This is a genomic window from Streptomyces sp. CBMA291, assembly GCF_014596525.1.
Lineage (GTDB): Bacteria > Actinomycetota > Actinomycetes > Streptomycetales > Streptomycetaceae > Streptomyces.
Map to the genome: position 1 here is coordinate 1 of NZ_MSJP01000089.1, position 23705 is coordinate 23705.

A 23705-nucleotide genomic window follows, 5' to 3' on the forward strand; every position below is an offset into this window, starting at 1 on the left:
TCGGGCGCGACGGCGGCCCGCGCGCGTCCGCTCCCGGCCCTGGCCCTGGCCCGCCGTCCGGGTCCGCCGGGTCCGCCGGGTCCCGAGCCTCCGACCCGTCGGGACCGTCTGATCCTTCGGCACCGCCCGGTGCGTCGGGACCACCCGGCCCGTCCACCGCGCCGAGCGCTTCCGCGTCCGCGATCGGCGCCGCGCCCAGCACCGCCGCCCGGTGCAGACAACGCGGCGCCAGCAGACACGTACAGACCGCCTGCCCGGGGGCGGCGACCGCCCCCGAAGGGCCTGGACGCAGGGAGACCACCGCGTCCTCGCCGAAGGACACCTCGAAGGCTCCGCCGGCGGCGGGGCCGACAGCGGCCGGACACCCCTCGATCGCGGCGTCGAGCTTCTTGCGCAGACGGGCGCTCAAGTGCTCCACGGCCTCGGCGAGGACCTCGGGAGCGACGGGCGGCAGGACGACGGTGCTCAACGGGCTTCTCCACGGAGGCGGTCGCCCACCCAGCGGGCGAGGGCGAGCGGACTGAGGGCGGCCACCGGCATGCCGGCGGCGACGAGCCGACGCGCGGTCGGCACCGAGTAGCGGGGCGTCCCGGTGTCGTCGAGCGCCGCGCACCCCAGCAGATGGGCGCCGGACGCCGCGAGCGCGCGGACCTCGCCCAGCAGCCCGGCCGGCGGCGCGCCCTCCTCGAAGTCGCTGACCACGACGACGAGGGTGCGGCTGGGCACGGTGATGAGCGTACGGGCGTGCGCGAGCCCCGCCGCGATGTGCGTCCCGCCGCCGACCCGCACCTGGAGGAGAAGCGACAAGGGGTCCTCCACCCGGTCGGTCAGGTCCACGACCTGCGTCGAGAAGGCGAGGAAGTGGGTGGAGAGCGTCGGTACGCCGCCCAGCACGGCGGCGGTCAGCGCCGACCAGATCACCGATGCCTCCATCGAGCCGGAGACGTCGACGACCAGGATCAGCCGCCAGTCCGCCTCCTTGCCCGCCCGCGTCCGGAACACCGGCCGCTCGGGCACGACCACGATCCGCCCGTCGTCCGTGCGCCGGGTGTGCGCGAGATTGGCGTGCAGCGTACGGGCGAGATCGAGGCGACCGCCGGGCCTGCGGGTCGGCCGGGGCGTGGAAAGCCCCGACAGCGCGGGCCGAAGCCGGGTGGCCAGCTCCCGGGCCAGCTCGTCGACGAGCCGCTTCACCAGGGGACGCAACCTGGCGAGTTGCGCCTCCGGCATGCCACCGGCCAGCGCCAGCACCGAACTCAGCAGCTCGACCGAAGGCCGCACCGCCGCCGGGTCCAGCTGGGTGAGCACATCGGAGCGCCCGGACTCCGCGGCCTCCGCGAGGACCTCCTCACGCACATCCGCCCCGAACAGCGCCTCCAGCTCGGCCGACCACTCCCGGGCGGTGGGGAAGGAAGCCTCCTGCCCACCGCCCTGCCCGGAACCGACGTCCAGATCTTCGGACCCCTCACCGCGCCCCCGGCCGTACAACTCGTCGAGCGCGTGGGCGTACCGCCGCGCCCCGGCGGCCAGCCGATCGTGATGCCGCCCCAGCAGAAGCCGCCACCGGTCGGCGGACGCGAGTGACCTCCCGGAGCCGGGCTCCGGACGGGGGCTTGACCCGTCGGCGGGCCCGGAGCCGTGCTCCGCGACGAAGGCGGGGCAGGGGCCCGGTCCGCATCCGGGGCGGAGACCTGTTCCGTGCCCAGGGCAGGCGTCTGGTCAGGCTTCAGGACGGAGACCTGGTCCGCATCCGGGGCGGACGCCCGGTCCGGGGCCACCGCAGAATCCGGCGCGTCCGTCCCCGGCAGCAGTCCCGGAGCCTTCAGCGCGGCGAGTCCGGCCGCGTCGGCCGCCGCCCACAGGGCGAGCAGTGCGGGCGGTGCGTCGAGGGAGAGGTCGAGCCGGTCGCCGAGCCGCTCGGTCACGGCGTGGAGCAGCCGCTCGCGGGCGGCGGGCGCCAGCACGTCGAAGCCGCCCCGCAGGGCGGGGAGCCGGTCGAGGAACTCCTGGTCGGGCAGCGACTCCACCCGGTCGAGCAGCGGGGCCAGCGCATCCGGGGATGCCTGGAGCAGCGGCCCGGCAGCCGCGAGCAGTCCGGTGAGCCGCTTCGTCAGGGCCCGCCGCGCCGAGGGAACGGTCGCGCCGTCGACCCAGTCGGCGACCCGCTCGCCGAGCCCGGCCGCCGGTTCCAGATCCAGGGCCACCCGTACGGCCAGCGCCGCACCTTGCATCAACGGGGCCCCGTCCGAGGCGAGTTCGGCCAGCGCCCGCTCCAGCCGGAGTCCCAAGTGCCGGGAGGCCGACCGGTCGGCCAGGGCCACCAGGGACTTGGCGTCGGCGGGGTCGTCGCTTCCGGCGAGACCGGGCAGCGACCGGACGGCGGCGTCCAGCAGCTCGCCCGAGAGGGCGTCGGCCGTGGCACGGGCCTCCGGCGTGGTGCCGGGATGGTGCCCGCGTCGCATCCCCTCCAGGAGATCCAGGGCTTCGAGGAGTTCGGGCAGCTCGGCCCCTTCGGGCAGCTCCTCGCGTGCCTCGCGGAGCCGTACGTCCACGAGTTCGGGCAGGTCGCAGCGGACGGCGGCGGTCAGCCCTGCCACGATCTGCGCCGGGGTGGGGCCGCCCTCGGCCGCCTCGCGGCGCGCGGTCTCGCCGAGCGCCCCGGCCGCCGCCTGGGCCGGGGTGACCCCGCGTACCCCGGCGAGGTCGAGACGCGCGGCCACCGAAGGCGTCCACCGCAGGCGCCACTTCGTACCGAGCGCGGTGCCGTCGCCCGTGGCGGCCACCGACAGGGGTTCACCGTAGGAGGCACCGATGACGAGCAGCCGCCGCAGCAGCACCTCACGGCGCCCGTCGAGCGGGGACCGGAGCGGATCGAGCCGCACCTCACGGGGGTCGGGGTCGCCCGCGCCGGGCAGCCGCAGCCGGGCGAGTTCGTCCTCGACGGCAGGCCCCAGACCGGAGCGGGGGGCACGCGGGCCGACCCTGCCCCGCGCGGTCCCCACGAACACGGCCTCCAGGGCACGGGCGAGCGCCAGACCACGCCCGAGGGGTTCACCCTGCCCGAGCACGGTGGTGATGGCCTCCAGGAGTTCACCGCGTCCGGGCGCGGGCAGCCCGCGCAGAGTCGCCAGGTCGCAGGCGAGGCGCAACGTCTCGACGGCCTCGCCGGTACCCGCGGTGTGCCCCGCGCGGCGCAGCTCCCGGCACACACCGGTCAGGGCGGTGGACGCCGCGACCCGCAGCCGGTCCGCGTCACCGGCCGCGTCGAGCACGGCCTGCTGCCAGAGCGGGTCGCGGATCCCGGCGGGATAACCGGACCGGGAGTCGAGCAGATCGAACGAATAGGGCACCAGCGAGGTCACGGCGATGCCGGTGCCCTTGCCCGCTCCCACGCCGGTACGTGCTCCGGTGCCGGTACGCGCTCCGGCGTCGGTACGGCTACCGGCGTCGGTACGGGCACCAGGACCCGCGCCCTGCCCGGCACCCGGGGCCCGCGCGACCCCGGCCGCACCAGCGGCACCGGCATCCTCGGCCGTACCAGAGTCCCCGGCGGCAACGGTGTTCCCGGCCGAATCAGCGGCACCAGCGTCCCCGGCCGTACCGGCGTCCCCGGCGGCATCAGCGTCCCTAGCCGTACTAGCGTCCCCGGCCGCACCAACGCTCCCGGCAGCACCAGCCGCACCGATACCCCCACCTCCGCCCCCACCGACACCCTCAACCGTCCCGCGTGCCTCACCCGGTTGAGAGCAGGGCGAGGCCACAAGGGCGGGGGCGTGGAACGCGCCGACCACGGCCGCGACCCGACGGCCCCCCTCCGAGGCAGCCGCGATCACCTGCCGCATCCGGGCCTCACGGGCCAGGTCGGTGGCGGGCACGGCGGCATCGGAGCGCAGGGCCCAGCCCACGCCCAGGGCGGCGCGGCGCACGGCCTCCGGGGCGCATCCGGGAGCCAGCACCTCCACCGCGCGGTCCCACATGTCCTCGCCGTCCCGGCCCGTCCCGGCGGCCGAGAGCGCGGCGGCGTAGGAACGGCGCACCTCCCCGCCCGCACCCGCACCGGAGTCGGCGTCCCCGCCGTCGGCGGAGCCCGTACCCCCGGGGTCGTCCTCCCGTCCCCAGCCGGGGTCGGACAACGGCAGGTCGCAGCAGAGCACCTCGGCCCCCCGCTCCCTGGCCCACCGGACGGCCGCCAGCTCCGGCGAGAAGTCCGCGAACGGGTAGAACGAGAGCCGTCCGCCCTCGCCCGCCCCGGCCAGCGCCACCGGGGCGACGGTCTCGGGGTCGGCCAGATGCTCAAGCCACGGCTGGAAATCGGCCGGAAGCTCCACGCAGACGACCTCGGCGCCCATCTCGTCCAGGAGGGCGGGCACCACCGTGGCCAGCGCCGGACTGTGGTGGCGCACCCCCAGCAGATAGGGCGCGCGCGACGCGGCGAGCGCGTCCACGGCAGCCCGGGGATCGAGGGGCGTCACCGCAGGCTCCCGCGCAGGTCCCAGAGCCGGCGCCACATCGCGGAGCCGCCCTCGGCGCGCCTGCGGACCGGGCCGTCCCAGTACCCCAGGAGCCGCGCGTGGTCGGCCGGGTCGTCCTTGCGTACGACTCCGAGCAGATGACCCGGCAGCAGGTCGAGGACGTCCCCGCCCGGCAGATAGGCGGCCGCGACCCCCAGCGAGGCCGCCACCTGCACGGCTTCGGCGGTCGACATCACCGTGCCCGGCCGCTCCACGTCCCAGCCCTCGGTGGAGCGCCCGGAGCGCAGGTCCCGGAAGACGGTGACGAGGGCGTCCAGGACGGCGTCGTCGACGCCGAAGGACGCGCCCGCCCGCTGTACCGCCGCGACGGCCTGTCGGCGGATCAGGACAGCCTCGGCGTCGGCGTCGGCGATGGGGCCCACGGTCTCGAAGTTGAACCGGCGCTTGAGCGCGGCGGACATCTCGGAGACGCCCCGGTCCCGCAGGTTGGCGGTCGCGATGACGGTGAACCCGGGGGCGGCGGAGACCACCGCGTCCTCGGTGGCGGTGAGTTCGGGCACGGTGATCCGGCGGTCCGACAGCAGGGACACCAGGGCGTCCTGCACCTCGGGCAGACAGCGGGTGATCTCCTCCACGCGCACCGCGCGCCCGGTGCGCATGGCGGCGAGCACGGGGGAGTCGACGAGTGCCTGCGGGGTGGGACCCTGGGCGAGCAGGAGGGCGTAGTTCCAGCCGTAGCGGAACGCGTCTTCCGTCGTGCCCGCCGTACCCTGCACGGTCAGGGCGCTGGTTCCGCTGACGGCGGCCGCGAGCAGCTCCGACAGCATCGACTTGGCCGTACCGGGCTCGCCGGTGAGCAGCAGCCCGCGCTCCCCGGCGAGGGTGACCACACAGCGCTCCACCAGCGCGCGCTCGCCGACGAACTTGGGCATGATCTCCAGCTTCGACGGCAGCCCGGCGCGCCGTGCGGGCAGCGCGAGCTCCACCCCTTCGCTGCCGCAGACGAACGTGACCACCGCACGCGGGGTCAGCACCCAGCCGGGCGGACGCGGCCCCGGGTCCTGGGCGGCGAGAAAGGCGAGTTCGGCGGCGTACCGCTCCTCGGCGGGCTGGACCTGCCGCGCGGGGGCGGACGATGCGGTGACGGTCATACGGAGTTCCTTCGGAGGTACGGATACGAGCGGGGGCCCGGGGCGGACGGGCAGGGGACGAAGGGGTACGGGGAAGGTACCGGGCCGACCGGGGACGGCGACCCCCGGCCCGGCGGACCCGAGACCGACGGCGCGAAACCACCGCCGACCACGGGCCCGCCGACCGAACGTCACCGGCCTTGACCGGGACCGGCCTCGACCAGGCCCGGTCGCAGTGAGGGCCCAGCCGTGGTCAGGCCCAACCGTGGCCAAGGCCGGTCTCGGTCAGGCCCGGTCTCGGTCAGGCCCGGTCCCGGCCGGTCACGGGGCGGGGCGAACCCCGGCCCGTGACCGGCGGTGGGCCGGTCAGCGGCGGCGTCTGGTCTTCCGGACCTTCAGCTCCTCGAAGCGCGGCAGGTCGCCGTCGAGGATCCGCTGCCACGCACGCGCGTACAGCTCCGCGACGGGTTCGACCGGCAGCAGTGAGCCGAGGACCGGTCGGGTGTCCGCCACCGGGCCGTACATCGGCAGTTTCCACTGCTCGACCGGCAGCACGGGGGACGACTGCTCCACCCAGGCGCCCGGCAGGAACAGGGAGCGCCCGGCCCTCGCCCGTACCGCCTCGACGACCAGGTCGCCCGCCGCCAGTCCGGCGCGGGCCGCCTTGAGCCGCGCGGGCTTCCAGCCGGTCCACCGGGCCGTGTTCCGGTCGGTCGGATCGGGCATCGCGAGCAGCATCAGGTACAGCACGGCCGCGTCCTCGCCGAGACCGTGGGCCGAGGCGACCTCGGCCACGAGCGCGGGCACCGAACGCGACGGATCCTGCGGCCACCACAGGCCCTCCGCGTCCGTCTCGCCCCCGGCGGGAGCGCCCGGATCGGTCAGCAGCCGGGCGAACACCGGGTCGTACGCGCGCCGTAGCGCCGCCTCCAGCTCCGTCGGATGCTGGTTCTGCCCCCGCAGCGCCGCCAGATACGGGTCGGAGCCGGTGGAGTCGAGCAGTGACGGCCGCAGCGCGGGCTGCGGCTGGAGGTCGTGCGTGGCCATGAGCACCGCCCCGTACCGCTCGTGGTCCGGCGCCGTCTCGGTCGGCGCGCCCGCCACGGACCGGAAGTCCCCGAGGTACGTGAAGCGCTTGTCGGCCAGCAGCAGCGAAGGCGAGGCGAGCCGCTGCCGGACGGCGTCGAGCGCGCCGGGCAGCGCCGCCCGGAGCGGGTCGCCGGAAGGCAGCCGGTGGGCGAGCCAGGCCATCAGGCTCAGCGAACCGGTCAGCACCGCCGAGGTGAACGGCGCGTCGGTCGCGACCACGGGCACCGCCCGGTCGTTCTGGATGTGCCACTCGACATCGACGCTCAACTCGGGCGAAGAGGCCGGATCGAGCAGCGAGGGCAGCGCCCGGAGCGCGGGCCACTCGCTGCGCGCCCCCCGCGCCGCCTCGGCCGACAGCCAGTCGGGCACCTGCGCCCGACGTCCGACCAGCTGGTTCCACACGGCCGCCGCCGAGGCCACGTCGGGCCCCTCGGTCCACAGCAGCGCCGGATCCGAGGGCAGCAGCGCCGCCACCACGGCCCGCCGCACCTCCTCCGAGAGCGCCCGCAGTTCGTCACGGCCCTGCGCAGCCTCGGCCACCTTCAGACCGAGGGTCTTGCGCAGTTCCCCGGGCAGGTAGTTGTTCTCCCAGCTGTCCACGCCGGGGACGCCGGCGATCACGAGCCGGGCCACCGGACCGGGGGCACCGGTCAGCCGTCCGAACTCCTCCGCCGCCTCGGGCCGGAACGGGACCTCGCCACGCTCCCGCGCCTCCCGCAGGAAACCGGCCAGCCACTCCGCACCGCGCGCCGGATCGCCGACCCGCTCGCTGTCGTGCGCCGGGCCGCCGACCCGCTCGCTGCCGCGCGCGGTGTACGGGCCGGGCACCGCGAAGCGCCCCTCCGGGTCGTACAGCAGGGCCCCGAACAGTTGTCCGTCACTCACGTTCTCGTGGTGCTCGGTGATCCCGAGCACGGCTCCGCCGCCGAGCGGCAGGACGGCCCGGTGCCACGACGCGTACTCGGAGCCGTCGGGGGCGTGCAGGTGCGCGGGGCCGAGGTGCAGCAGCACCCGCCGCCAGTGCGCGGCCGAGGCGGCGGTGGAGGCCAGCCCCAGCGTCTCGATCCGGTCGAGGACCCCGAGCAGTACCTCCCGGTGCTCCTCGCCGCCGGGCGCCACCGCGCGGTAGGCGAGCGTCGCGGGGGTGTCGAGGAGCGGGGTGAAGGGAAGGCCCGAGGGCGGCAGCGAGGGCAGGTCGAAGTGGGTCAGACCCGGTCGCACGGTGGCGTCGGTGTCGCTCCGGGCCGCCGCGAGCCCCTCCAGGAAGAGATGGAGGACGTCCTGGTCGGAGCCCCGGGTGTAGTAGCCGGACTCGACGAGTCCGCCCAGGGCCTCGCTGATCTGCCGGTCGCTCGGTCCCGGGACACGGGTCTGCGGACGCTCGGCGGACGGGTCGATCCGGGTGGCGACCTCGTCCAGGGCCTTCTGCTGCCGGACCGCGAAGCCCAGCACCTTCACCACGCCCGCGACGATCTCGGGCGAGGTGACCTCCGGCAGTACGGTGCCCACCAGCTCCGGCAGGTCCGACGCGCGCTCGGCGGCGGTCGCCGCCTTCAGCAGGGTGCCGGCCGTGGCGCCGTCCACGGCGCGCAGCACCGCCGAGGCCCGAGCGTCCCGGGAGCGCAGCGCGTACAGATGGGAGAGCGGCGGCAGTGCCCCGGCGGCCGTGCCGAAGACCTCGCGCCGGTCGCTGTCGGAGGTCGTGGTGACGATGCCGTCCGGGTCGCTGAGCGACAGCGTCCGCCACCGCTGGGTCACGGCCCTCGGCCGGTCGTCGCCGGGGAACGTCAGGGCCGCGACCGGCTTGTCGGAGCCCTCGGGCAGGGTGACCCGGCGCCCCGCCGTGTCCTCGGCGTGCCAGCCGTTGTCCGGCAGGCGCACGACGCGCCAGCCGAGCAGCCCGCCCGCCGGGGTGCCGAGCGCCGAACCGGGCACCGTCGGCGCGGGGCGCACCCACGAGGAGAGCGCGGCCAGTTCGGCCCCGGTGCCATGGGCGCGCGTCGCGTCGGAGAGGAAGCCGGGCTGGGAACGGCGTCCGTGCGTGCCGGTCGCCGGGTCGTACTCGGTCCAGCCGCCTTCGTCGCCGTGCCGGTCGCTCGACTGCCACACCCAGTACGAGGTGCCGTCGGAGAGGATCTGGCGCTCGGCGGGCAGCTTGGTGTCGCCCCGGTGCAGCACCCCGGTGCCGGTGGCACGGCCGCCGCCGGGCAGGGGCAGTGTGGGGTGGGAGGAGCGCATGGCCCAGTAGCTGAACTCGCCCTCCACGTCGAAGACCCGGTCGGGGGAGGTGTGCCAGTAACCCTGGGACACCCTGCCCCGGTCGAAGGTGTTCCAGAAGACCAGCAGTTCGCCGTCGACGTAGTGGAAGCTCCTCCGGACCGAGTGCCCCGTGGGCACGCGCAGGTCGTGGACGAGCACGGTCGAGTCGGCGTCGACGACCCGCACCTGGGCGGCGTTCGCCACGATCAGATACGGCCAGGCCTCGACGATGGTCAGGTCGTCGAGTTGGCCGCGCGAGGGCGCCAGCTCGGCGAGCGCCTCCTCCCAGGCGGGCCAGCGCAGTTCCTCGAAGAGACCGCCCCGCAGGGTGCGGGCCAGGGTCTCGCCGAGGTCGGCGGCGACCGCCTCGGCGACCTCCTCGGGCGCCAGCGCGAGCGCCTCGGCGGGCAGCCAGGACAGACGGGCGATCGCCTCGGGGACGGCGGGCAGTCCGGCCGCGCCCGAGTTCCGGGCGACTTCGGCGACCCACTCGGCGAGCATCGGGCGGCCACCGGCCGCCGCGGCGAGGCGGCGCATCACGTCCGTGCCGGAGCCGCCGTCGTGGTAGCCGTCGGCTCCGTTGCGGAAGGCGGTGCGGAAGCGGGGATCGGCGGCGAGCGCGACCAGCTCCCGGGGATCGTCCCCGCGTGCCCAGTCCGACAGGTTCAGGGCCACATGGCTCCTGCGTCGTTCGTCCGGGGTGGGGTCGGCGACGGGGATGCCGTGGGAGAGGAGCAGGTCGAGGAGGTCGAGGTCTTCGACGCCGATGTTCAGGAAGCCCTCGCCCTCGGGGCGGGCGGCCACTTCGGCGCGCAGCGGTCCGGCCGCCCGCTCGACGAGGGCGAGCAGCCGTGCCGGGGTGGGCCGGGGGCCCCAGCCCCGGTGCCGTGCGGCGTGGAAGCGCTCCAGCCAGCCTGCCGTGCCGTCGGGACAGCGCTCCTGCGGCGGGGTGTCCGGGTCGACGAGCCCGGCGTCCGCGCCGGACTCCACCAGGAGGTCGAGCCACAGGTCGCTCAGGGCGCCGTCGTCCACCGGCGGGGTCATCGCGAGGAGCGTGCCGCGTGTGGCGGGTTCGCGGCGGGCCAGGGCGACGATCGCGGTCCGGTGCGACTTCCACCAGCCCGCGGGGGCCCGGACGGTGGCCGGGAGGGGCAGCAGCTCGGCGAGGTAGGACTGCTCCTCGGCGGGGCCGGAGAGGCCCGCCGCGCGGGCGAGCCGCCGCAGCTCGGTGGCGGCCTGCGCGGACGGGGCGAGCCCGCCGGAGGTCCGGCGGACGCACAGGCTCCGGAAGCGCTGGTAGGCCTCGGCGGGCGTCAGACGGGCCGAAAGCTCCTTGCCGTAGCCGGTGAGTACCTTGACGGGCAGCGCTCCGGCCAGCGCGAATTCCAGGAAGACGGCGTCGATCCGGTCCGCGTCGACGGTCAGGCCGTGCTGGGCCTCGGCCGTGCGGGCGCGGCCGAACAGCCGGCCCGCGTAGGCGGTGTTCTCGACGTCGAGGAAGATCCGTGCGGCCTGCTCGTAGAAGACGGGCAGGAAGTGGGGGACGGCGGAGGAGAGCCGTCCGGCCAGTTCGAGGCAGGCGTCGAGGGCTGCGCCGGGCTTGGTCTTCGCCTGCCGGGCCAGCCGGTCCAGCTCGGGGACGACCGCGAGGGCGTGGTGTCCGTCCTCGGGGTGGTGGACGAGGACCCATTCGGGGAAGCCCAGCTCCTGGCGCTGGCCGAGGCCCACGACGACCGGGGCGCCCTGCGGTTCGAGTCCGAGGAATCCGGCGGCGAGGTCTTCGGCGGGGCCGAGTTCGGCGGTGGCCAGCCGGATGACGACCCGGTCCTCGCCGAGCGCCGGGTGGCGGTAGGCCCGTGCCGTCAGGTCGGCCGCAGCGGCGCCCGCCCCCTCGGTGCCGGCCGGGAGCACCGCTCCGGCCTTGAGCAGGTCCATGCTGTCGGAAGCGGTCGTGCCGGTCACGCGTCCCCACCCTTTTCGATCGTGCGGCCGGCGTAGAGCGCGGCGGCCATGCGCATTCCCTCGGACCAGGCCACCGGCCCGACCTCGCTCAGCCGCACCGCGCGGCCGTCCTCGTCACGCCAGCCGAGACCGCCGGTCTCCGACTCGCCGTCCCAGTAGGGCTCTCCGATCCACACGGACGCCTCCGTGCTCAGGCCGCCGTCGCGGACCTTGCACGTGGCGTAGCCGCCGGAGACGCGGTAGCCGAGGGCGGTGGCCCGTCCGGCGATCCCGAAGCGGGAGGGGAACTTCCCGCCCGCGTAGTCCCGTATCTCCGTGGCCGACGCGGCGAGACCGGTGGCCGGCCTGGTCCAGGTGGGCCGGTGGATCTGCTCCACCCGCTGGGTGATGCCGAGTTCGGCCGCGAAGTCCCGTACGTCCTCCAGGTCGGGCAGGAGCACGGGGTGGGGGAGGGTCACGGTGCGCGGGGAGAGCCGTACGGTCTCGCCGTCGAGGTCGACCACCTTCAGTTCGCCGTCCTCGGTGACGTCGCGCAGGAAGCCGACCTCGTCCGGGTCGTCGCCGACGACGGCCATGTCACGGAGGGCGGACTGCCAGGCCTCGTCCGGCCACACCCGTGCGATCAGTGCGGTGGGCACCGGGAGCGAGGACACCATCCAGGTGTCCACCTGGGCCACGCACGCGGCCAGGTGCCGGTCGAGCCATTCGGAGAGCCGCCGGAGCCGGTCGGTCTCCGGATGGTCGCGCAACGCCTTCGGCAGTGTCTTCAACTGCCGCCCCTCGGAGCGTCGTGCGACCACCCGCCCGTCATCGAGGGTGATCTCGTACCCCTCACCCACTGCAAGCCACGCCATGAGCCGTGCCCCTCCGCCTGTGCCGTCGGAATCCACGCAGCCCGAACAAGGGGGACGAAGCCCCCGAACTGCGGTATGCGGGGAGACTATCCAGGCCCACTGACAACGGCCTCCCGGGTGGTGGAGGGAGCGTCAGATGCCGCAGCCGGAGGCGGACCAGAACCGTGCGGGACGGTGGTCGACGTGGGCGTGGTCGCCGTGGTCGGGGTATCCCGGGCCGAGGATGCCGTTGAAGCCGTGGTTGCGGGCCTGCTGGGCGAGGAGGCAGAGCGTGTGGGGGCCCGCGCCGAGGTCGGCGGCGTCCCCGTACAGATGGCGGCTCGACGCGGCGCCGCCGACGGCGTTGTTGCAGGCCGTGCTGCGGAAACCGCTGGTCACGCGGATGCTCTGGTCGCCGAGGGCGTGTCGCAGGGCCTCCAGTTTCCACATGGTGCGCAGGGCGTTCGACTTGGCGGTCGCCGCGCTCACCGCGCCTCCGGCCCAGGTGGAGTTGCAGGTGTTGAGTTCGGCGTACGAAAAGTGGGCGGGCGTGCAGTCGTCGTCCTGGAGCGCGTAGATCTTGGCGAAGGTCGCGGGACCCGCGACACCGTCGGCGGCCAGTCCGTAGGCGCTCTGGAAGCGTTTGACGGCGGCGGCTGTGGCGGGGCCGTAGGAGCCGTCGACGGCGAGCACCGCGCCGTAGCCCGGATATCCGGCGACCCGGATCTGTAGCGCGGTCACATCGGCGCCGGAGGCGCCCTGGGAGAGGGTGCGGGACCAGGTGGTGCAGCCGTCGGCCTGGGCGGTGCCCGCGGTGGCCACCACCCCGCCGGAGAATGCAGTCATGAGCATGACAAGCGAGAGCAGCAGGCGCAAGGGCGGCGACTGCGGGGAGCGTCGGAGCATCGGTCCTCCAAGACGTCACGAGTCCGGACGGCCCACGGATGTGGGTTCCCCCGAGACTGACGGCCCGGTCGACGCGCGTCAACCATCCGCCCCTGCCCACCGCCGCGCCCCTCAGGGGGCGAACGAGACCCGTGCGACGACGGGAAGATGATCGCTGCCGGTGGCGGGCAGCGTCAGGATCGACGGCACCACCGCGCCCCGCGCCAGGACCTGGTCGATACGGGCCACCGGAAGTCCCGCCGGGAAACTGAACGCGAAACCCCGCAGGGGAGCACCGAGCACCGAGGTCAGGGGCGACAGACCGCGGTCGTCGACGGTGCCGTTGAGATCGCCCGCGAGGATCACCCTCCCCGCCGGCTCGCCCGCGAGCACCCGCCCGAGCAGGACGGCGCTCTCGTCGCGCCGGGCGGAGGCGAGACCGCCGGACCCCACCCGTACGGACGGCAGATGGGCGACGTACACGGCGACGTCCCCGTACGGCGTGCGCGCCACGGTCCGCAGCGCACGGTTCCAGGGCTCCGTGACGTCCCGGGGCCTGATGTCCAGCGGCCGGACCCCGGTGAGCGGATGACGGGACCACAGCCCGACCGTGCCGTGCGTCGCGCGGTACGGGAACCGCGCGGCAAGCTCCGCCTCGTACACCGCCGACGCCGGGGGCACCAGCTCCTGGAGCGCGATCAGATCGGCCCCGGCGGCGGCCAAGGCCCGCGCGGTCCCCGCCGGATCGGGGTTCTCGTCGCTCACGTTGTGCTGTACGACGACGAGTTCACGCCCGCCCGGCGGAGCCGAGGGCAGCAACAGCCCGCCGTACGAGAACCCCCAGACGACGGCGGGAACGAGCAGCGCCACCAGCGCCGGGGCCGAGCGCCGAAGCAGGGCGACGACGGCGAGGAGCGGCACGGGCAGACCCAGCCACGGCAGGAAGGACTCCAGCAGACTGCCCAGTCTGCCCGGCGTGCCGGGGACCACCGAGGGGAAGGCGAGCAGCAACGCCGTCACACCGCCGAGCCCGGCGACGACAAGGCCGGACCGAGGCCGGCGCCCCCGTGCTCCCGCCCCTTCCCCTGCCCCCGCCCGTGCACCGTCCGCCGTTCCCACCCCGGCTCCTTCCCTCGGCGTCGAAGATCGGATTCGAGGATCAGGACGAGCGGGGGGAAGGGCCGGGTTCCCGGACCTGGTCAGCAGGCGAGGGTGCCCCTGCGCAGGGCGTGGCCGCCGGTGTTGCCGTCGTCGGACCAGTAGACGGGCTTGACGCCCCCGACGCACTCCGCGGCACCGCTCACGGCGAAGCCCTCGTTGTTGAGGTCGGCCATGCCGGAGGGGCGCTTGTAGACGCCGCTCACCGCGAAGGACCCGGACGCGTCCACCCGCAGGGTCCGGTGCTGCCCACCGCATGTGTCGTCGCAGACCACCCAGAGCCGCTCGGCGCCCGGCTCCCACTGCACCTCCATGACCCCGCTCATCCCGCTGCTCACCGTGGCGACCCGGGTGAAGGACCCGGAATCGGCGAGGACGTAGCCGTAGACCGTGCCGGTGCCCTCGACGCCGAGGAAGAAGACCCCGCCGGTGTGGGCGCCGTAGCGCGCCGGGTCGTAGGCGGCGCCGGTCGACGCGTCCTTGAACCCGGCCCCGGTCAGCGCCGCGTCGGGCACCCAGGCGATCCCCTCGAAGCCCAGATTGGACCCCACGGGCGGCAGATCGGAGGTCAGGTTCCACTCCTTGGCCGCGATCAGCGTGCTCGTCGTGCCCGCGGGGGCGTACCGGAGCACGGACAGCCGACTGGTGCCGGAGGCGTCGCCGTTCCGCTCGCTCGCCACGAACACCCCGCCCGCCGAGCCCGCCCCGGTGAGCGTCACGCCCTCGCTGTCGGGGCTGCCGGAACCGGTGGGAAAGCGCAGGGCCTTGCCGCCGGACCAGCCGTTCGCCGTGTCCGGCTTCCAGCCGCCCGAGCCGTCGGCGACCAGCCGCCACAGCTTGCCGGAGTTCTGGGCGGCCCACAGGACGCCGCCCTCCTGGCTCAGACCGCTCAGGTCCTCCCCGAAGACGTTGGACGCGTCGGCGGTGGCCACCGTGCTCCCGCCGGGCCAGGCCACCGGATCGGTCGCACCGCCGCCGGAACCGCCACAGGCGTTGGGCGCGCCCAGGGTGACGGCCGCCGACGTGAACGCGCCCGTGCCGTCCGGACACCGCGACCAGGAAGGCGCCGCATGCTGGTTCCACGTGAAACTGTCCACCAGCGTGCTGCCGTCCGGCAGATACAGCCGCGCCTTGTCGGCGGAGCCGAGGCCGAACGACCCGTGCACGTCGAAGGCCCGGAACGCACCGGGAGCCAGCGTCGTCCCGGCCGGGATCTTGTACTTCGAGCCGTCGTTGTCGTCCTTGAGGATCCAGCCGGAGACGTCGACGCTCGCCGCGCCCTTGTTGTACAGCTCGACGGAGTCCTCGACGGACCCGGTCGTCAGGACTTCGTTGATACGGATGTCGTCGGCCGGAGCCGCGTGCGCGGGTGCCGCCTGGAACAAACCGGCGGCCAGGAGAGGAGCGGTCAAGGCGAGGCGAAGGCCCCGGCCTCGTGTGCGTACGGTCACGATGTCCGTCCAGGGAAGCGTTCCGACAGGGCGGCACGAGGCTCCCGGCCCGGACCGAACGAGCGGCCTCCGACGGCTGAGCGTTCCGTGAACGGTGGACGAACCGCCCGCCGCCGGTCCCCTCGGTCGAAGGAGTCCGCATCGGTCCGCGTGCCTCCTGCCTTCACGGGGGAGTGTTCCCCGGTCGGGAAGACCTCACGGACCGAGAACGAGGTGATCACTGGTGCGTAGGACGCCGGGACAGGGGACGGCCCTGGAGACGGTTCCCCGGCTGGCCGGGGAACCGCTGGTCGCCGCGGTCGCCGAGGTGGCCGCCACCGTGCTCGGGCCGGTCGCGGAACGGACCGCCGTGACCGGCGTCCCCGTCACCCACTTGGAAGCACTCGCGGGGTGCGGGGCGTACGGCCTCGTCGGGTACGAGCCGCCCGAGGGGAGCGGGCTCACCCATGGCGAGGTGGTGCGCGAGGTCCACGAACTGCTCTCGGCCGCCGACCCCTCCACCTGGTTCGTCCACGTCCAGCACTTCGCGCTCGTGAAGGCACTCGTCAAGAGCCCCCATACCGCCCTGCGCGACCGCTGGCTGCCCGAGCTGGCCACCGGTCGGAAACGGTCCACCGCCGGCTTCGCCTACCTCCGGCAGCCCGAACCGCCGGTCTCCGCCCGGGAGACCGACGGCGGCTGGCGGCTGGACGGCCGGGTGCCCTGGATGACCGGGTGGGGCCTCGCCGACATGGCCGTCCTCGGCGCCGTCGCCCCCGGCGACCGGGCCCTCTTCGTCCGGGCCGACTGCGGCCCCCGGGCCCGTGACGGCCTCGTCGCGGTGGACTCCGCGCCGCTCTGGGCGATGGACGGCACCCACACCTCGGCCGTGGAGATCCGCGACCTCTTCGTCCCCCACGAGGACGTGATCTCCCTGGAGCCCCGGACGGAATGGGCCCACGGCTACGACCTGGAGAACGCCAACGCCCAGCCGGCCGTCTTCGGCCATCTGCGGGCCGCCGTCGACCTGCTGCTCGCCACCGCCCCGCGCGCCGGAGCCGCCTACGAGACGCTCGCCCTCCGGCTGGCCGAACAGGCCGCCCGGCTGCGCACCGAGGCCTACGCCCTGCGCGACGAGCAGCCGCCGGAGAAGGAGGTGGCGGCCCGGACCGGGATCCGGGCCGCCGCCCTCGACCTCGGGGTCCGGGCCGCCACCGCCTGCGTCGCCGCGACCGGGGGCCGGGCCGTCCGGTACGGCGACACGGCGGGCCGACTCGCCCGGGAGGCCCTGTTCCACCTGGTCCAGGCCCAGACCCCCGGCCTCCGCGAGGCCACCGCCGACGTCACGCTCAGGGGCGTCCGGCCCGGGAGAACCCCTGGGGGAAGAGACATCGGCCACCGGAGCACCACCTGAGACCTCGCCGGAGCACCATCGCGGGAAGGCCCGCCGGGGCGCCGCAGCAGGTCCCGCGGTTCCCGGACGTAGGCTTCGGACTCCCGCGAGGGATGTACGGGGCCATCAGGGCGCACGGACGGCGCGGCACGGACAGGAGGCCGAAGTGGCCGGGACGACGGTGGCCGCGGCGAGGGCCGAGGTGATGGCCGAGCTGGCCGGGCTCGAAGACCCGAGGACACGCGCGGTCAACGAGCGCCACGGCGACGACCACGGCGTGAACCTCGGCAAGCTGCGCGCCCTCGCGAAGAGGCGGGGAACCGATCAGGACCTCGCCGTCGCCCTCTGGCGCACGGGCGACTCCGCCGCCCGTCTGGTCGCCCTGCTGATCTGCCGCCCGAAGGCCTTCACGCGCGACGAGCTGGACACCATGGTCCGCGAGGCGCGCACGCCCAAGGAGCGGGACTGGCTCCTTGCCTACGTGGTGAAGAAGAGCCCGCACGCCGAGGAACTCCGGGTGGCCTGGTTCGCCGACCCCGAGCCGGACGTCGCGGCGGCGGGGTGGACACTGACCGCCGAACGCGTGACGAAGAGTGCCGGGGACCTCGACCTCACGGGTCTGCTCGACGTCATCGAGGCCGGGATGAAGGAGGCGCCCGACCGCCTCCAGTGGGCCATGAACCACTGTCTGGCCCGGATCGGCATCGACCATCCCGGGCACCGTGCCCGCGCCCTCGCCATCGGCGAACGCCTCGAAGTGCTCAAGGACCATCCGACGTCCCCCGGCTGCACCTCGCCGTTCGCCCCCCTCTGGATCACCGAGATGGTCCGCAGACAAGAGGAGAGCGCGAAGAGCTGACCCCGGCCGTACCCACGCCGGGCCACAGTGGGACAAGGGCCCCGGCCGTCCGCGCGCGGTCCCGCTCCCCCTTCCGGGGCGGCCCCGCGCGCGGACGGACTCAGAAGGTGTGGCCCACGTGGGCGAGTGCCTGCTTCAGGAGCATGGCGTGGCCCCCCGGCATCTCGCCCTGCACCGAGGGGGAGGCCGCCTCCTGAGGACTGAACCACACCAGGTCCAGAGCGTCCTGACGAGGACGGCAGTCACCGGTCACCGGCACGATGTAGGCGAGGGAGACCGCGTGCTGACGCGGGTCGTGATACGGGGTGATGCCCGCCGTGGGGAAGTACTCGGCGACGGTGAAGGGCTGCATGGAGGCGGGGACCCGAGGGAGGGCCATCGGGCCGAGGTCCTTCTCCAGGTGGCGCAGGAGCGCGTCGCGGACCCGCTCGTGGTGCATGACGCGGCCGGAGACCAAGGTCCTGCTCATGGTCCCGTCCGCGCCGATCCGCAGGAGCACTCCGATGCTGGTGACTTCGCCGCTGTCGTCCACGCGCACGGGCACGGCCTCGACGTACAGGATCGGCATCCGGGCTCTGGCGACGTCCAACTCGTCTACGGTCAGCCAGCCGGGTGTGGTCTCGGTCATATCAGACATCGCCTCATCATACTTTCCGGGGTGAGAGTCGGCCTGGGTGACGCGTCGTCCGGTGGGAAAAGTGATCGACTTGACGATCGAGAAACTTCCCGGAGAGACGGATATCCCCATGCGCGTGAAAGCTTTTGACCATCTGGTGCCCCATGTGACCCATGTCGAAAAGGCACTTGAGTTCTATATCGGAGCCCTGGGACTCTCCCTCGAAAGGGCCGAGGAGTGGCGGGCCGGAGAGGTGCCTTTGCCTTCCGTGCGGATCGACGAGAACACGGTCATCGACCTGTTCCCGCGTGAGCGGGGGGAGTCCAACGTCGACCACATCTGTCTGGTCGTAGACCCTCTCGACTGGCAGGAAGTCGTCGACTCCGGCGTGTCCGGAAGCGTCGAGGACCCCGTCCCGCGCTGGGGTGCCCGGGGCTCGGCCCGGTCCGTCCATGCCCGGGATCCGGACGACGACGAGGTCGAACCGCGCTGGTACCCCCAGGACGCGAGGGTGTAGTTCCAGCCGTCCGCGTCATGAGTCCGGCCCGGGTGCGGGAGGCCCCCGCCCCCGGGCCTGGGAGCCGTGATGTGCGTGTGCCGCTTGGGACGCGGGTGCTTGCGGGGATCCGATTCAGAAGGGAGACGGTCCTCCTCCGGCGCCCAGCCGCTCGAACCGCTGCTGCATGTTGGCTGAAAATGCACGAGGATCGGCCACTGTGGCGGCGTTCATGGCGACGGTGAGGATGCCGCTGATCGGCGCTCCCGGAGAGGTCCGGACCGGAGTGCACAGGAAGTCGAACTCCTGGAAGCCGCCGTGGTCGGTGGTGGGCAGCGAAGCCCGATGGGTGATCGGCTGGCCGTCGCGGAAGGCCATGTCCATCGCCCCGAAGACCCCGGCCGCGTGCAGTCCGGGCAGCTCCGCGGCGCCCGGCTGATACTGGCGGGCCCTGCCGAACACCTCCGCCTGGCGCCCGTTGGCGTAGCGCATCACATGGGTCGGGCCCTCGGTGAGCATGATCGGGAACGGTGCCCCGTCGAAGACCGCGAAGAGCTCCTGCTGCTGGGCGAGGAGGCTGTCCCGGAGCCTGAACTCGGAGACCAGGGTCTGCGCGAGGTCCTGCATCAGTTCCTTGGTCTGCGCGTCCCACGTGCGGGGAGACGTGTCGGCCACGCAGAGGGTGCCCAGGATCATGCCGTTGTTGTCGCGCAGCGGGGTGCCCAGGTAGGAACGCACACCCATGTCATTGACGAGAGGGTTGCCCGCGAAGCGCGGATAGTCGAGGACGTCGTCGAGCGCCAGCTGCGCTCCCTGCGCCACGACGTGGGGGCAGAAGCCGTAGTCGCCGGGGGCGTCCCGCGCCACGGTGTTGCTCAGGTCGAAGGTGATGCCGTCGCCCACGCCCGCACGCTCGTCGGACGAGGCGTCGGGGGCCCGGGGGACGTACATGCCCCGGAACATCTGGGTCTGGTCGTTGATGAAGTTGACCATGGCCAGGGGTGATCCGGTCACGGTCGCCGCCACCTTGGCCACTCGGTCGAAGGTGGCCTCGGCCTCGGCCGAGTTCAGGCCAAGGGCCTGCAATCGCCGGCGTCGGGCCTCGCCGCTTGTCTGGGGGTCCATGAGATCACATGAAAGCAGATTCGCCGCCCCTGGTGGGCCGTCACCTTTGCGCCCCCTCGCCGTGGTTGACGGCCCGGGGGCTCGGACCTCCGGGACCGTGGGGGACAGGCCCGCCCTACCTCGCCTGAGTGACGATAAAGTGGCAAATTTTATCGTAAAAAAACATATGTTTCAACCACCCCCGACTAGTTCACGCCAACTGGTTGACGAGGGGCGAGGGAAAGTGGCAAGGCATATGACAATCGTGCGGGGGTTGATCTAGAAGGCGGGGATGATCGGGGTGGGGTGGGGAAGAGATGTCGGGCATTGCCACGACGGGATCGGGACACATGTCCGGCCACGTTCCACCCGGCGCACGTGAACGTCGCCGCGGTGAAGCTCGGTCGGTCCCTGAACAGGCCCTTTCCCGAGCAGCGCGGGTCCAGGCCCGCCGTGCCACCCGGCCGCGACCCAGTGGTGGGTGCTGCTCGAAATCGTACGTGCTGAGGCGCGGCATTGAGGGAGTTTTCGAATGAACCAGACGAACGTTGACGCGCGCTCGGTGGCCGTGGTGGGAATGGCCTGCCGTTTCCCGGGAGCCGGGGACGTGGACGCATTCTGGAAATTGCTCTGCGACCAGGCGGACGCCACCGGGGATTCCCCGCCGGAACGCTACGACGCCGACTCCCTGTACTCCCCGAAGGCCGAACCCGGCACCCTGGGCAGCCGCCGCGCCGGATACGTCGAGGGAATGGCGGACTTCGACGCCGATTTCTTCGGCATGTCCAGCAGTGAGGCCGCCGAACTCGACCCCCAGCAGCGACTGCTGCTCATGGCCTCGTGGGAAGCCCTGGAAGAGGCCGGGCTGCGTCCCGACCGGCTCGCGGGCACCCGGACCGGCGTCTTCGTCGGGGCGACCCGGGCGGACTTCGTCGAGCGCGCCTTCCGCAACGGCCCCCACGCCATGACCGCCGCGCAGTACCTCAACTTCCGCTCGGTCATCCCCGCCCAGGTCTCGTACGCCTTCGACTTCCGGGGCCCGAGCATGCTCATAGACACGGCCTGCGCGTCCTCGCTGCACGCCGTGCACAGCGCGGTGCAGAGCCTGCGCGCGGGCGAGAGTTCCCTGGCACTCGCGGCGGGCGTGAACCTGGTGCTGCGCCCCGACGAGGGCATCATGATGACGCACGCCGGGACCATGTCGGCGGACGGACGCAGCCGGTTCGGCGACGCGCGGGCCGACGGCCACGCCCCCAGCGACGGCGTCGGCGTCGTCGTCCTCAAGCGCCTGGCCGAAGCCGTCGCCGACGGCGACCGCGTCCTCGCCGTCGTCGCGGGCAGCGCCGTCGGAACGGACGGCCGCACGACGGACCAGCTCCTGAACCCCTCCCTCACCGGCCAGCTCGACGTGCTCCGCTGGGCCTACGAGGACGCCGGCGTCGACCCCGCCGAAGTCGACTACGTGGAAGCCCACGGCACCGGAAGCCCACTGCTCGACCCGCTGGAACTGCGCGCGCTCGGCGAGATCCTGGGCGAGGGCCGACCGGCCGACCGGCCCCTCCTGGTCGGCTCGGTCAAGTCCAACATCGGGCACGCGGAGGCCGCTGGCGGCATGGCCGGACTGATCAAGACGGTCCTGTGCCTGCGCAACGGCCAGGTCCCCGCGAGCCTCCACGTCGAGGAACCGACCCCCCTGGTGGACTGGGACCGGCTGCCGGTACGGATCCCCGGCACGCTCCAGGACATCCGCTCCGAGCACCGGCCGGCCGTCGCCGGAGTCTCCGGACAGGGCGTGTCCGCGCTCAACGCGCACGTGGTGCTGCGCCAGGCGGCGCCCGCGGAGCCCCGGCCCGCCCGCGCAACCTCGCCGGACGCCCCCTACGTCCTGACCCTGTCCGCGCGCAGCCCCCAGGCCCTGCTCGACCTCGCCGCCGCCTACACCGCCTACCTCGGCGAGGACGGCGCGGGCGCCGCGTACGACCTCTGGGACATCTGCCACAGCGCGACCACCCGCCGCACCCACCACCTCCACCGCATGGTCGTCACCGGAACCGGCCGGGCGGAACTCGCCCGCGCCCTCGCGGGCGCCCCCGCTCCGGAAGGTGCCGGTACGGAGGTGCCCGCGCCGCTCGCCGAGGCCGTCCGGCGCTACCGCGCGGGGGAGGACGTGGACTGGGAGGCGCTGCTCGGCGCGGAGGGGACGATGGTGTCGCTGCCCCGCTACCCCTGGCAGACGCGCAGGTACTGGCCCGGAGAAGAGCGGGGGAGCGGCGCGGAGAGCGCGGCGGACTGGCTGCTGCGCGAGCACGCCCGCACCACCTTCGACGACGAGTCCAGGCTCTCCGACATAGGGATCGACTCGCTGGCCAGGCTCCAGCTCGTCGTGGAACTGAGCCAGCAGACCGGACGGCAGATCGACCCCGAGGAGGTCGGCCGGCTCGGCACCGTACGCGAACTGAGGGTCTGGACCGGCGCCCTGGAGGCGGGTGCGCGATGAGCGAACCGCGCGATGTGTACGGCTGGTTCGCCCGCTCCGCCGCCCGCTACGGCGACGAGCGGACCGCCCTCGAAATCGGCGGGGAGACCCTGACCTACCGGGAACTCGACGCCCTGGCCGGACGGATCGCGGGCCGGATCCTGGAGCGCACCGGCCCCAAGCCCGGTCGCGTCGGTCTCTTCGCGGGACGCTCGGCCGCCGCCTACGCCGGCTATCTGGCCGTCCTGCGGACCGGCGCCACCGTGGTCCCCCTCAACCCCGAACACCCCGCCGCCCGCACCGCGGCCATCGTCGAAGCCGCCGGTCTCGACCTCCTGGTGACCGACGTCCCCGGCGCCCCCGTCCCGCCGGGCGTCCCGGAACTCGCGCTCGACGCCGCACTCCGCGACGGGAACGGAGCGGACGCACCCCCGGAGGCCCGGGAGGCCGCCCCGGACGACATCGCCTACATCGTCTTCACCTCCGGATCCACCGGCAGCCCCAAGGGCGTCCCGGTCCTGCACCGGAACCTGGGCGCGTACCTGACCACGATGGCCGGCCGGTACGGGATCGACGCGGACAGCCGTATGTCCTCCGCCTTCGACCTGACGTTCGACGGTTCCGTGCACGACCTCTTCGTCGCCTGGGCCGAAGGCGCGACCCTGGTCGTCCCCAGCGGCGCGCAGCTCCTCTCCCCGGTGGCCACCGTCAACAACCTGCGCCTCACCCACTGGTTCTCGGTGCCCTCGCTCATCTCCTTCGCGCAGCGGCTCGGCACCCTCAAGCCGGGGAGCATGCCCACCCTGCGGTGGAGCGTCTTCGGCGGCGAGGCCCTTCCGCTCGCCGCCGCCCGCGCCTGGAAGACCGCCGCGCCGCACAGCGCGATCGAGGTCCTCTACGGGCCGACCGAGCTGACCATCTCCTGCACGGGACACCGCCTCCCCGACGCCCCCGAAGCGTGGCCCGCCACACCGAACGGCATCGTGCCCATCGGCGCGTGCCACCCGGGCGCGGAACACCTGATCCTCGACGAGGACGGACACCCCTGCGACCAGGGCGAACTCCTGGTGCGAGGCCCCCAGCGCTTCCCCGGCTACCTCGACCCGGCGCACGACGCGGGCCGCTTCCACCCGCCCCTTGAGGACGGCGGAGCGGGCGTGACCGAGGAGCACTGGTACCGCACCGGGGACCGCGTCGCCCGGCAGGACGGCGTCCTGCTGCACCTTGGCCGCACCGACCACCAGGTCAAGGTGCGCGGCCACCGCATCGAACTCGGCGAGGTGACCGCCGTCCTGCGGGACCTCGCGGGAGTGCGCGAGGCCTATGTGCTCGCGGTGCCCGACGCCCACGGCTCGCCCGAACTCCACGCGGTGGTCAGCGGCAGCGACTGCGACCCCCGGCGACTCTCCGCACAGCTCACCGACCGCCTTCCCCTTTATATGAGGCCCCGACGGATATCAGTCCTCGACAGTTTGCCGTTGAACGCCAACGGAAAGATCGACCATGGAGCACTGCTGGCGGAACTGTCCCCCTGACCCGAACG

The 23705-nt window shown here is 73.8% G+C and carries 15 protein-coding genes and 1 pseudogene; 5 read left to right on the top strand and 11 right to left on the bottom strand.

Annotated features, from left to right (window positions below; translation table 11 throughout):
* The 9 genes and pseudogenes from BU197_RS30635 to BU197_RS21365 form a co-directional block, all read right to left on the bottom strand.
* A pseudogene (locus tag BU197_RS30635) lies at positions 1-469 on the bottom strand (SWIM zinc finger family protein); the annotation flags it as partial.
* Positions 466-1308 (bottom strand): VWA domain-containing protein, encoded by an 843-nt coding sequence (locus tag BU197_RS31525; RefSeq protein WP_411158512.1) that lies wholly within the window; start codon positions 1306-1308, stop codon positions 466-468. The pseudogene BU197_RS30635 and the gene BU197_RS31525, both read right to left, overlap by 4 nt.
* Entirely contained in the window at positions 1257-4472 is a 3216-nt protein-coding gene (locus tag BU197_RS21335) for a DUF5682 family protein (RefSeq protein ID WP_411158513.1), read from the bottom strand. Before BU197_RS21335 ends, BU197_RS31525 begins: the two co-directional genes overlap by 52 nt.
* A complete protein-coding gene (locus BU197_RS21340) occupies positions 4469-5623 on the bottom strand; it encodes an ATP-binding protein (RefSeq protein ID WP_188269909.1) in 1155 nt (384 codons plus the stop codon). Before BU197_RS21340 ends, BU197_RS21335 begins: the two co-directional genes overlap by 4 nt.
* Positions 5624-5968: 345 nt before the next feature.
* Positions 5969-10912, bottom strand: coding sequence for a DNA-binding protein (locus BU197_RS21345; protein WP_317452312.1), 4944 nt, complete (start codon positions 10910-10912; stop codon positions 5969-5971).
* Positions 10909-11766 (bottom strand): DUF4132 domain-containing protein, encoded by an 858-nt coding sequence (locus BU197_RS21350; RefSeq protein ID WP_188269910.1) that lies wholly within the window; start codon positions 11764-11766, stop codon positions 10909-10911. Before BU197_RS21350 ends, BU197_RS21345 begins: the two co-directional genes overlap by 4 nt.
* A gap of 132 nt (positions 11767-11898) precedes the next feature.
* Positions 11899-12651, bottom strand: a complete 753-nt coding sequence (locus BU197_RS21355; RefSeq protein ID WP_188269911.1) for a D-Ala-D-Ala carboxypeptidase family metallohydrolase — start codon at positions 12649-12651, stop codon at positions 11899-11901.
* 111 nt (positions 12652-12762) lie between these two features.
* On the bottom strand, positions 12763-13650 hold the full coding sequence (locus BU197_RS21360; protein ID WP_188269912.1) for an endonuclease/exonuclease/phosphatase family protein: 888 nt from the start codon (positions 13648-13650) through the stop codon (positions 12763-12765).
* Between the two features lie 179 nt (positions 13651-13829).
* On the bottom strand, positions 13830-15200 hold the full coding sequence (locus tag BU197_RS21365) for a lamin tail domain-containing protein (RefSeq protein ID WP_223183893.1): 1371 nt from the start codon (positions 15198-15200) through the stop codon (positions 13830-13832).
* Positions 15201-15462: 262 nt separating this feature from the next.
* Here BU197_RS21365 and BU197_RS31080 point away from each other — a divergent pair, with 262 nt between their 5' ends.
* Positions 15463-16632, top strand: a complete 1170-nt coding sequence (locus BU197_RS31080; RefSeq protein WP_188269914.1) for an acyl-CoA dehydrogenase family protein — start codon at positions 15463-15465, stop codon at positions 16630-16632.
* A 184-nt stretch (positions 16633-16816) separates the two neighbouring features.
* Entirely contained in the window at positions 16817-17470 is a 654-nt protein-coding gene (locus BU197_RS21375; RefSeq protein WP_188269979.1) for a DNA alkylation repair protein, read from the top strand.
* A 100-nt stretch (positions 17471-17570) separates the two neighbouring features.
* On the opposite strand, the gene BU197_RS21380 is transcribed toward BU197_RS21375, so the two are convergent.
* Positions 17571-18107 (bottom strand): NUDIX hydrolase family protein, encoded by a 537-nt coding sequence (locus BU197_RS21380; protein ID WP_188269915.1) that lies wholly within the window; start codon positions 18105-18107, stop codon positions 17571-17573.
* Between the two features lie 109 nt (positions 18108-18216).
* Here BU197_RS21380 and BU197_RS21385 point away from each other — a divergent pair, with 109 nt between their 5' ends.
* Positions 18217-18603: a VOC family virulence protein gene (locus tag BU197_RS21385; RefSeq protein WP_188269916.1), complete on the top strand. Its 387-nt coding sequence runs from the start codon at positions 18217-18219 to the stop codon at positions 18601-18603.
* Positions 18604-18717: 114 nt separating this feature from the next.
* On the opposite strand, the gene BU197_RS21390 is transcribed toward BU197_RS21385, so the two are convergent.
* Complete coding sequence (locus BU197_RS21390; RefSeq protein ID WP_188269917.1) at positions 18718-19707, bottom strand: GAF domain-containing protein; 990 nt, start codon at positions 19705-19707, stop codon at positions 18718-18720.
* A gap of 511 nt (positions 19708-20218) precedes the next feature.
* Between BU197_RS21390 and BU197_RS21395 the strand changes: the two genes are divergently transcribed.
* Positions 20219-22183, top strand: coding sequence for a type I polyketide synthase (locus tag BU197_RS21395; protein WP_188269918.1), 1965 nt, complete (start codon positions 20219-20221; stop codon positions 22181-22183).
* A complete protein-coding gene (locus BU197_RS21400; protein WP_188269919.1) occupies positions 22180-23697 on the top strand; it encodes an amino acid adenylation domain-containing protein in 1518 nt (505 codons plus the stop codon). The genes BU197_RS21395 and BU197_RS21400 overlap by 4 nt, the downstream gene beginning before the upstream one ends.
* Positions 23698-23705: the final 8 nt, after the last annotated feature.